The following is an 8,779-nucleotide window of genomic DNA, read 5'->3' on the forward strand; positions in this document are numbered from 1 at the left end:
GCGCGCGCGCGCGCCCGCTTCCGGGATTGGGGGGGGGGGCGCGTGGGTGTTTACGGCGCGGTGAGGCGTAGGGGTGCGCCCCGCCCGGCCGCCCGGCTCGGTGGGCCACAGGGCCACCCCTCCGCCCGGACCCCGGCGGGGACTCGGTCCCCTGCACCCCTGCCCAGCCGCGCCCAATACCTGCGGGCCGCACCCATGCGTCCGGCTCTCGGCCACCGAGTCGGGTGAGTGAGTGGGTGGGTGAGTGGGTGAGTGGGCAAGGGCCTCGGGAGGGCAACAGACGGAGCCATCCGACTCACGGCACCATCCCCAGCCGCCCCCTCAACCCACCGGGACGGGCAGGCGGGTGGGCGAGAAGGACAGCCGGCGCGGTCAGGAGTGCTGGGGCTCCGGCTGGTGCGGGACGTGGCCCGCGACCCGGCGCTCGCGGCCCGCGGGGACCGCCCGGCTCCGGTCGACGGCGTACGCCGTACCGGCCACCCCAAGGCCCAGCACCGCCAGCCCCGCCCCGGCCACCGCCGGAGACGTCACGCCGAAGCCCGCGGCCAGGGCGAGGCCGCCGATCCAGGCGCCGCCGGCGTTCGCCAGGTTGAACGCGGCCTGGTTGGCGGAGGAGGCCAGCGAGGGGGCGGAGGACGCCTTCTCCATGACCATCAGCTGGAGCGGCGACCCCGTCACGAAAGCCGCCGTGCCGAGCAGGACGACGGCCAGGGCCGCGGTGACCGGCGTACGCATGAGGAGCGGGAACAGGGACAGGACCGCGGCCAGGGAGACCAGGCCCCCGAACAGCGTTCCCCGCATGGCGTGGTCCGCCAGCCGGCCGCCCAGCAGGTTGCCCGCCGTGGCCCCGACACCGAACAGCGCCAGCAGCAGCGTCACGCTGGAGTCGGCGTATCCGGCGGAGTCGGTGAGCATCGGCGTGATGTAGCTGTAGGCCGCGAAGAGCGCGCCGAAGCCCGCCACCGTCGTGCCCAGCGCCAGCCACACCGGCACCGACCGCAGCGCGGCCAGCTCACCGCGCAGGCCGGCGGCGGGGGTGCGCCCGTGATCGCGCGGGATCAGCAGGGCCAGGGAGACGATCGCCGCCACGCCGATCGCGCTGACGCCGAGGAAGGTCGCCCGCCAGCCGAGGTGCTGGCCCATGGACGTGGCGGCCGGAACGCCCGCGATGTTGGCGACGGTCAGGCCGAGGAACATCAGGGAGACGGAACGGGCCTTGCGCTCCGGCGCCACCATGTTCGTCGCGACCACCGCGCCGACGCCGAAGAAGGCGCCGTGCGGCAGCCCGCTCAGGAAGCGGGCGGCCAGAAGCGTTTCGTAGCCGGGGGCGAGGGCGGACAGCGCGTTGCCCACGACGAACAGGCCCATCAGGCCCGCCAGGACCGTACGGCGGGACATACGGGCGGTCACCGCGGCGAGGAGCGGGGCGCCGATGACGACGCCCAGCGCGTACGCCGAGACCAGGTGCCCGGCGGCAGGGATCGAGACGTGCAGGTCGGCCGCGACGTCGGGCAGCAGGCCCATCATCACGAACTCGGTCGTACCTATGCCGAAGGCGCCGACGGCCAGCGCGAGCAGGGCCAGAGGCATGAAGGGCCTGTGCCTTTCAGGAGTGGGTTCCGCCCCATCTTATGTTCAGTAGCGGAACAAAGCGTCCCCGGCACTGTATTCCGGCACGTTGAACCCCGGTTATCCAGGCATGTTCACGAGGCGGATGTGGCGACCTTCACACGCGCGGCCACGGGAAGGTGGTCGCTGCCCGTCCCCGGAAGCGTCCACGAGCTCTCCGGTTCGACCCCCTTCACCATGATCTGGTCGATCCGTGCCATCGGGAAGGACGCGGGCCAGCTGAACCCGAAGCCGCTGCCCGCAGCGCCCTGGGTGGAGCGCAGCTGGGAGGTGACGGCGTTGAGGGCGCGGTCGTTCATGGTGCCGTTCAGGTCACCGAGGAGCACGACCCGCGGCACCGCCTCGTCCGCGATGGCCTCGCCCAGCGCGTCGGCGCTCGTGTCGCGCTGCCGCGCGGTGAACCCGGCCTTCATCTTCACCCGCACCGAGGGGAGATGGGCGACGTACACCGCGACCTGGCCGGCCGGGGCGGACACCACGGCCCGCATCGCGCGTGTCCAGCCCAGCTTGATGTCCACGGCCCTGACCCCGGTGAGCGGATACTTGCTCCACAGCCCGACGGTGCCCTGCACCGAGTGGTACTTGTACGTCGACGCCAGCGCCCTCTCGTACACCGGCACGGCGGAGGCCTTCAGCTCCTCCAGTGCCAGCACGTCCGCGCCGGACGCGGCCACGTCGCGGGCCGTGCCGGACGGGTCCGGGTTGTCGGCGTTGACGTTGTGCGTCGCGACCATGAGGTCGCCGCCGGTGCCCGTCTTGTCGGTGAGCAGCCCGCCGAAGAGGTTCAGCCACACGATGCCCGGAAGCAGCACCGCGATCAGCGCGGTCGCCGACTTCCGTACGACGCCGAGGACCAGCAGCAGCGGGATCAGCAGGCCCAGCCAGGGCAGGAACGTCTCCGTGAGGCTGCCGAGGTTGCCCACCCTGTTGGGGATGCGCGAGTGCACCAGCATCACCAGGGCGAGGAGCAGCGCGATCGCGGCGGTGACGATGCCCCGGCGCCAGACCCCGGGATCCCCGCGCCAGCCGTCGAACAAGCCGCTGCGCAAGCGGGCGAGCAGGCGCCGGAGCCTGGATCCCCGGCGCTCGGGCCCCGAGCCGCCGTTGTCCGTCTCCGTCATGTACGCCTGCTGCGCCATACCGTCTGCCTCACAACCTGCCGTGCGCACCGTCTGCCCCGGGTTACGACCCTAGGGGATGATCGGCTCTGCTCCTGCCGCCGCGTGGCGGCCGTACGGAAGACGATGACGAACAAGTCGGCGCGAGGGGTTCCGGTTGCGGCGACAACCACCTGGACTGTGACGAAACGCGCACATTCGGGCTAAGTGACAGGCGAGCTGACGGGTCGTAGGCCTTCGAGGACCGTGTCGACGATCTGTTCCGCCAGCCCCTCCGGGAGGTCCGCGTCGGGGCGCAGGACGGAGCGGACGAGCATGGGGCCGACGAACATGTCGTTGGCCAGTTCGAGGTCGACGTCCTCGCGCAGCTCGCCGTTCCGCTGTCCACGGCGCAGCACTTCGAGGCCCAGGTTTCGCCGGGGAGCTATCACGCCGGCGTGGTAGGCGGCCCAGATCCTGGGGCTGCTCTTCATCTGGGCGTGGACGTTGTGCAGGATCGCCGAGGAGCGGCTGACCAGTCCGCGTTGACGCAGGGACTCGAGCAGGACGACCAGGTCGTCGCGCATCGAGGTGCCGGGGAGCACGGGGTCGGGGGGCTCGGCGGCGCGCATGACGTCGACGAAGAGGTCCTCCTTGCCGCTCCAGCGGCGGTAGATGGTGGCCTTGCCGACGCCGGCGGTGCGCGCGACGCGCTCGATGGAGAGCTCGGCGAGGGGTACGCCCTCCTCCAGGAGCTTCATCACGCCTTCCAGGATGGCGCGTTCCACGGCCTCGCTGCGCGGACGGCCCCGTGCGGGACCGAGCTGCTGCGGCCGGCTATCGGCAAGGCTCACGTCGTTTCGTCCTTTCACTGAGCTGCGGGGATTGTCCCGCAGCCGCCTCCTTCCCCCGTGGTGCCTCTCCGGACGCCGGTGCGCGGACTAGTCCGCGGCGGCGACCAACTCCTGCTCCTGCTTGCCCTCCTGCGGCGCCTGCGGCCTGCCCGGCAGGAAGAGTGCCGTCACGATCGCGCCGAGGATCGCCACCCCCGTACCGCACAGGGCGGTGACGTGCATGGCGTGCAGGAACGCGTCGTGAGCGGGTCCGACCAGGGCCTGGCCGCGCGGGCCGAGCTTCTCGGCGACACCCAGGGTGGCCTCGATGGACTCGCCCGCCGTGTCGCGGAGGCCGGGCGGCAGCAGTCCGAGCTTGTCCTCGATGCCGGTGCGGTACGAGGTGGCCAGGACCGAGCCGAGCACGGCGATGCCGAGGGCGCCGCCGACCTGGCGGAAGGTGTTGCTGAGCGCGGAGGCGGAGCCGGCCTTCTCGCGCGGCAGGGCCTGCATGATGACGACGGAGGTCGGCGTCATGATGTGCGCCATGCCGGTGCCCATGAGGAAGAAGTCGACCTCCAGGAGCCAGATCGGCGTGTCCGCCTCGAAGGTGGCGAAGATGGCCAGGGTCACGGCGATCAGGAGCAGACCGGCCGTGGTGGTCGCCTTGTTGCCGAACCGGTCGACGAGCAGCCGGGCACGCGGCGCGAAGACCATCTGCGCGGCGGCCAGCGGCAGCATCAGCACACCGGACTCCAGTGGCGAATAGCCGCGCACGCTCTGGGTGTAGAAGACGCCGAAGAACGTCACGCCCATCAGCGCGAAGAACACCAGCGCGATGGCGCTCATGGCGGCCGAGAAGACCTTGTTCTTGAAGTAGGTGACGTCCAGGGACGGGTGGTCGCTGCGCTTCTCGAAGACGACGAAGCCGGCGAGGACCGCGAGACCGGCCGCGATGGTCGCCAGGACCTTGGCGTCGGTGAAGTCGGCGAGCTCGCCGCCCTTGATGATGCCGTAGACCAGCAGGACCAGGCCGACGACCGAGAGCACGACGCCGACGGGGTCGAGACGGCCGGGCTTCGGGTCGCGCGAGTCGGGCACCAGCCACACCATCAGCGCGAGCGCGAGGAGCACGATGGGGACGTTGACGAGGAAGACCGAGCCCCACCAGAAGTGGTCGAGGAGCGCGCCGCCGGTGATCGGTCCGATGGCGATGGCGAGTCCGACGCCGCCGGCCCAGATGCCGATGGCCTTGGGCTGCTCCTCGCGCTCGAAGACGTTCATCAGCACGGCGAGGGTGGCGGGCATGACGAAGGCGGCACCGAGGGCCATCAGCGCGCGGTAGGCGATGAGCTCGCCCGGGGAGCCGGACTCGGCGGCGAGGGCGGAGCCGACGCCGAACACGACGAGGCCGCCGAGCAGGACCTTCTTGCGGCCCAGCCGGTCACCGACGAGGCCCGCGGTGAACAGCAGGCCGGCGAAGACGAGGGTGTAGGCGTTGATCGCCCACTCGATCTCGCTCTGGGTGGCGCCCAGGCCGGTCGGGGCCGGGGTGGAGATGGTCTTGATGGCGACGTTCAGGATCGAGTTGTCGAGCACCACGATCAGCAGGCTCAGCATCAGGACGCCGAGGATCGCCCAGCGGCGGCGGTGCACCGCTTCAGGTATCCGGGAACCGTGAGAGGCACGGTCGGCAGAAGTTGTCATGTCGACGACCCTAGGCCATTTCCAATACGGAACCGTCTCGTATCTAATTTCCTTTACCGATACCTTACCCGGCACGATCACGGCCAACCCGGGACCGAGCGGGACGCGGGCCCGGTGCGAGCGCGGTGCGATGGGATGACGTAAGGGATCACACGAGGGTCCCCTGGTCCTCCCTGGCACGAGGTGCCACCATGGAAGGGATCCGGGGACGCCGTGAGGGCGCCTCGAGATGACTGAAGGAGCCGTTGCCATGACGCAGCTTTCGGCTGCCCAGAACAAGCCCTCCGACGGCAGCAAGGCGCTGTACGGGGGCAAGGGCACACGCCGCATCACCGTCCGCGACATCGCCCTCGCCAAGGAGCGGGGCGAGAAATGGCCCATGCTCACCGCCTACGACGCGATGACCGCGTCCGTCTTCGACGAGGCCGGCATTCCGGTGCTCCTGGTCGGCGACTCGGCGGGCAACTGCCACCTCGGGTACGAGACGACCGTACCCGTCACCCTCGACGAGATGACCATGCTGTCGGCCGCGGTCGTGCGCGGCACCCAGCGCGCCCTGATCGTCGGCGACCTGCCGTTCGGTTCCTACCAGGAGGGCCCGGTGCAGGCGCTGCGCTCGGCGACCCGGCTGGTGAAGGAGGCCGGTGTCGGCGCGGTGAAGCTGGAGGGCGGGGAGCGCTCTTACGAGCAGATCCGGCTGCTGGTCGAGTCCGGCATCCCGGTCATGGCCCACATCGGCCTGACCCCGCAGTCCGTGAACGCCATGGGCTACCGCGTCCAGGGGCGCGGCGAGGAGGCGGCGGCCCAGTTGCTGCGCGACGCGAAGGCCGTGCAGGACGCGGGCGCCTTCGCGGTGGTCCTGGAACTGGTCCCCGCCGAGCTGGCAGCCGAGGTGACGCGGGTGCTGCACATCCCGACCGTCGGCATCGGCGCCGGTCCGGAGACCGACGCGCAGGTCCTGGTGTGGACCGACATGCTCGGCCTGACGGGCGGGCGCGTGCCCAAGTTCGTGAAGAAGTACGCCGGCCTGCGTGAGGTCATGGGCAACGCGGTGAAGGAGTTCGCCGAGGACGTCGTGGGCGGAACGTTCCCGCTGGAGGAGCACTCCGTCCACTGAGGCGCAGCCGCGCCACCGAGCCACCGTCGCACCACCGACAGGCCCCGCCGATCGTCCCCCGTCGGCGGGGCCTGTCACCCGTTTGCGCCTGAACCGTCGCCGCTCTCGCGGACCTGGTGCCCGCCGTAGTGGTTCCTCGATCGGTGGTTGCGGTGCTCGTCGGGGAATTGTCGGTGGTGTCGGTTGTCCGTCGGGCGCTGTAGGCGGTCTGTAGGCGGTTTGTCGGTCGGGGCTGACAACGTCGTGGGCATGACGCGAATCGACGACAACCCCAGTGGCGCGAACAGCGCCGTGACCGTACGGGGGCTGGTCAAGCACTACGGCGAGACCAGGGCACTGGACGGTGTCGACCTGGATGTGCGCGAGGGCACCGTGATGGGTGTGCTCGGGCCGAACGGAGCCGGCAAGACCACCCTCGTACGCATCCTGTCCACCCTGCTGACCCCCGACGCCGGGCACGCCACCGTGGCCGGGTACGACGTCGTGCGGCAGCCCCGGCAGCTGCGCCGGGTGATCGGCCTCACCGGGCAGTACGCGTCGGTGGACGAGAAGCTCCCCGGCTGGGAGAACCTCTACATGATCGGCCGGCTGCTGGACCTGCCGCGCAAGGAGGCCCGCGCCCGCGCCGACGAGCTCCTGGAGCGGTTCTCGCTGACGGAGGCCGCCCGGCGGCCCGCGGGAACGTACTCCGGCGGTATGCGGCGGCGGCTCGACCTGGCCGCGTCGATGATCGGGCGCCCCGCGGTGCTCTACCTCGACGAGCCGACGACGGGACTCGACCCGCGTACCCGCAACGAGGTGTGGGACGAGGTCAAGGCCATGGTCGGGGACGGCGTCACCGTCCTGCTGACCACCCAGTACATGGAGGAGGCCGAGCAGCTCGCCTCCGAGCTGACCGTCGTCGACCGCGGGAAGGTCATCGCGAACGGCGGCATCGAGGAACTGAAGGCCAGGGTCGGCGGACGCACGCTGCGGGTCCGGCCCGCGGACCCGCTGGAGCTGCGCCCGCTCGCCGGGATGCTCGACGAGCTGGGCATCACCGGGCTCGCCGGCACGGCCGTGGACACCGCCGCGGGCTCGCTGCTGGTACCCGTCCTCAGCGACGAGCAGCTGACCGCGGTGGTCGGCGCGGTCACCGCGAGCGGCATCACCATCTCCTCGATCACCACCGAACTGCCCAGCCTGGACGAGGTCTTCCTGTCCCTCACCGGCCACCGCGCCAGTGCCCCGCAGGACGTCACGCCCGCCGAGACCCTCGAGGAGGTCGCCGTATGAGCGCCGCCACCCTCGCCGCAGCCGCTTCCAAGGCTGACGCGCCCATCCCACTGCGCGCCCATCTGCGCCACACGGGCGCGCTCATCCGCCGCAACCTGCTGTGGATCCGGCAGGACCCGGAGTCGATGTTCGACGCCATCCTGTTCCCGGTCATCTTCACCCTGCTGTTCGTGTACGTCTTCGGCGGCTCCATCGGCCAGTCCCTGGGCGGCGGTCAGGACCAGTACGTGCAGTACGTCGTGCCCGGTCTGATGGCCATGATGGGCATGAACATGGCCCAGGGGGTGGGCACCGGCTTCAACACGGACTTCAACTCCGGTGTCATGGACCGTTTCCGGTCCCTGCCGATCGGGCGCGGCTCGGTGCTGTTCGCCAAGATCGCGGTCGAGCTGATGCGCATGCTGTTCGCGACCGTGGTACTCATGATCGTCGGCGTCCTCGTGGGCTTCGACATCACCAACTGGCCCGGACTGCTGGCCTCGGTGGGCCTGTCCGCGGTGTTCGGCTCGGCCCTGATGTGGGTGTTCCTCACCCTCGGCGTGGTGATGAAGAGCGCGCAGTCCGTGCAGGCCATGGGCTTCCTGGTGCTGATGCCGCTGCAGTTCGGCTCGTCGATCTTCGCGCCGACCGCCTCGATGCCGGGCTGGCTGCAGAACTTCACCGACTACAACCCGCTGTCGGCGCTCGCGGACACCGCGCGCGGTCTGATGGTCGGCGGACCGGTCGCGCACGGCCTGTGGGTGACCCTGGCCTGGTCGGCGGCTCTCACCGCGGTGATGGCGCCGGTCGCGATCCACAAGTTCCGCACCAAGAGCTGACGCCCGGCACCGGGACCTCCGGTACGCGTCAGACCAGGGCGGTGGCCTCCGCGAGGGAGAGGCCGCCGCCCTGCGCGTACGCGGTCTCGTACCCCTCGTCGTCGAGCACCGCCCGGATCCGTGCCACGGTCTGGGCGCGCACCTCACGCTCCACGCCGGACGCGATGTGGCCCGGCGGCAGCAGACCGTCGGGGGCGCGCTGGCGGCCGGGGGGGGGGCGGGGGCGCGCGGGGCGGCGGGTCGCCGGGCCGGGCCATCGTGGGGGCGCCGTACAGGTCGGCGGAGTCGGGGGGACCGTCGGGC

At 71.1% G+C, this 8,779-nt stretch carries 8 protein-coding genes; 3 read left to right on the top strand and 5 right to left on the bottom strand.

Going from position 1 to position 8,779, the window contains the following annotated elements:
- Nucleotides 1–372: 372 nt before the first annotated feature.
- The 4 genes from ACFW2E_RS33970 to ACFW2E_RS33985 form a co-directional block, all read right to left on the bottom strand.
- The gene (locus tag ACFW2E_RS33970) at nt 373–1,590 is read right to left on the bottom strand and encodes an MFS transporter (RefSeq protein ID WP_384471899.1); all 1,218 of its coding nucleotides are present in this window, start codon (nt 1,588–1,590) and stop codon (nt 373–375) included.
- Nucleotides 1,591–1,703: 113 nt separating this feature from the next.
- Entirely contained in the window at nt 1,704–2,768 is a 1,065-nt protein-coding gene (locus ACFW2E_RS33975) for an endonuclease/exonuclease/phosphatase family protein (RefSeq protein WP_384471902.1), read from the bottom strand.
- A 182-nt stretch (nt 2,769–2,950) separates the two neighbouring features.
- On the bottom strand, nt 2,951–3,580 hold the full coding sequence (locus ACFW2E_RS33980) for a TetR/AcrR family transcriptional regulator (protein ID WP_384471905.1): 630 nt from the start codon (nt 3,578–3,580) through the stop codon (nt 2,951–2,953).
- An 87-nt stretch (nt 3,581–3,667) separates the two neighbouring features.
- On the bottom strand, nt 3,668–5,266 hold the full coding sequence (locus ACFW2E_RS33985) for an MFS transporter (protein ID WP_384471908.1): 1,599 nt from the start codon (nt 5,264–5,266) through the stop codon (nt 3,668–3,670).
- 250 nt (nt 5,267–5,516) lie between these two features.
- Here ACFW2E_RS33985 and panB point away from each other — a divergent pair, with 250 nt between their 5' ends.
- The 3 genes from panB (at nt 5,517) to ACFW2E_RS34000 (ending at nt 8,476) form a co-directional block, all read left to right on the top strand.
- Complete coding sequence (panB, locus tag ACFW2E_RS33990; protein ID WP_384471911.1) at nt 5,517–6,383, top strand: 3-methyl-2-oxobutanoate hydroxymethyltransferase; 867 nt, start codon at nt 5,517–5,519, stop codon at nt 6,381–6,383.
- A gap of 249 nt (nt 6,384–6,632) precedes the next feature.
- Nucleotides 6,633–7,658, top strand: coding sequence for an ATP-binding cassette domain-containing protein (locus ACFW2E_RS33995; protein WP_384471914.1), 1,026 nt, complete (start codon nt 6,633–6,635; stop codon nt 7,656–7,658).
- The gene (locus ACFW2E_RS34000; protein WP_384471918.1) at nt 7,655–8,476 is read left to right on the top strand and encodes an ABC transporter permease; all 822 of its coding nucleotides are present in this window, start codon (nt 7,655–7,657) and stop codon (nt 8,474–8,476) included. The genes ACFW2E_RS33995 and ACFW2E_RS34000 overlap by 4 nt, the downstream gene beginning before the upstream one ends.
- Before the next feature lie 28 nt (nt 8,477–8,504).
- On the opposite strand, the gene ACFW2E_RS34005 is transcribed toward ACFW2E_RS34000, so the two are convergent.
- The coding region (locus ACFW2E_RS34005) for a hypothetical protein (RefSeq protein WP_384471921.1) at nt 8,505–8,779 on the bottom strand (275 nt) is incomplete at its 5' end.

It is taken from the genome of Streptomyces sp. NPDC058964 (genome assembly GCF_042741275.1).
Classification (GTDB): domain Bacteria; phylum Actinomycetota; class Actinomycetes; order Streptomycetales; family Streptomycetaceae; genus Streptomyces.

Excerpts from the sequence above, each read along its gene's own strand:
- ACFW2E_RS34000 (WP_384471918.1), top strand. The coding sequence starts at position 7,655 with ATGAGCGCCGCCACCCTCGCCGCAGCCGCTTCCAAGGCTGACGCGCCC.
- ACFW2E_RS33975 (WP_384471902.1), bottom strand. The coding sequence starts at position 2,768 with ATGGCGCAGCAGGCGTACATGACGGAGACGGACAACGGCGGCTCGGGG.
- ACFW2E_RS33970 (WP_384471899.1), bottom strand. The coding sequence starts at position 1,590 with ATGCCTCTGGCCCTGCTCGCGCTGGCCGTCGGCGCCTTCGGCATAGGT.
- ACFW2E_RS33985 (WP_384471908.1), bottom strand. The coding sequence starts at position 5,266 with ATGACAACTTCTGCCGACCGTGCCTCTCACGGTTCCCGGATACCTGAA.
- ACFW2E_RS33995 (WP_384471914.1), top strand. The coding sequence starts at position 6,633 with ATGACGCGAATCGACGACAACCCCAGTGGCGCGAACAGCGCCGTGACC.
- panB (WP_384471911.1), top strand. The coding sequence starts at position 5,517 with ATGACGCAGCTTTCGGCTGCCCAGAACAAGCCCTCCGACGGCAGCAAG.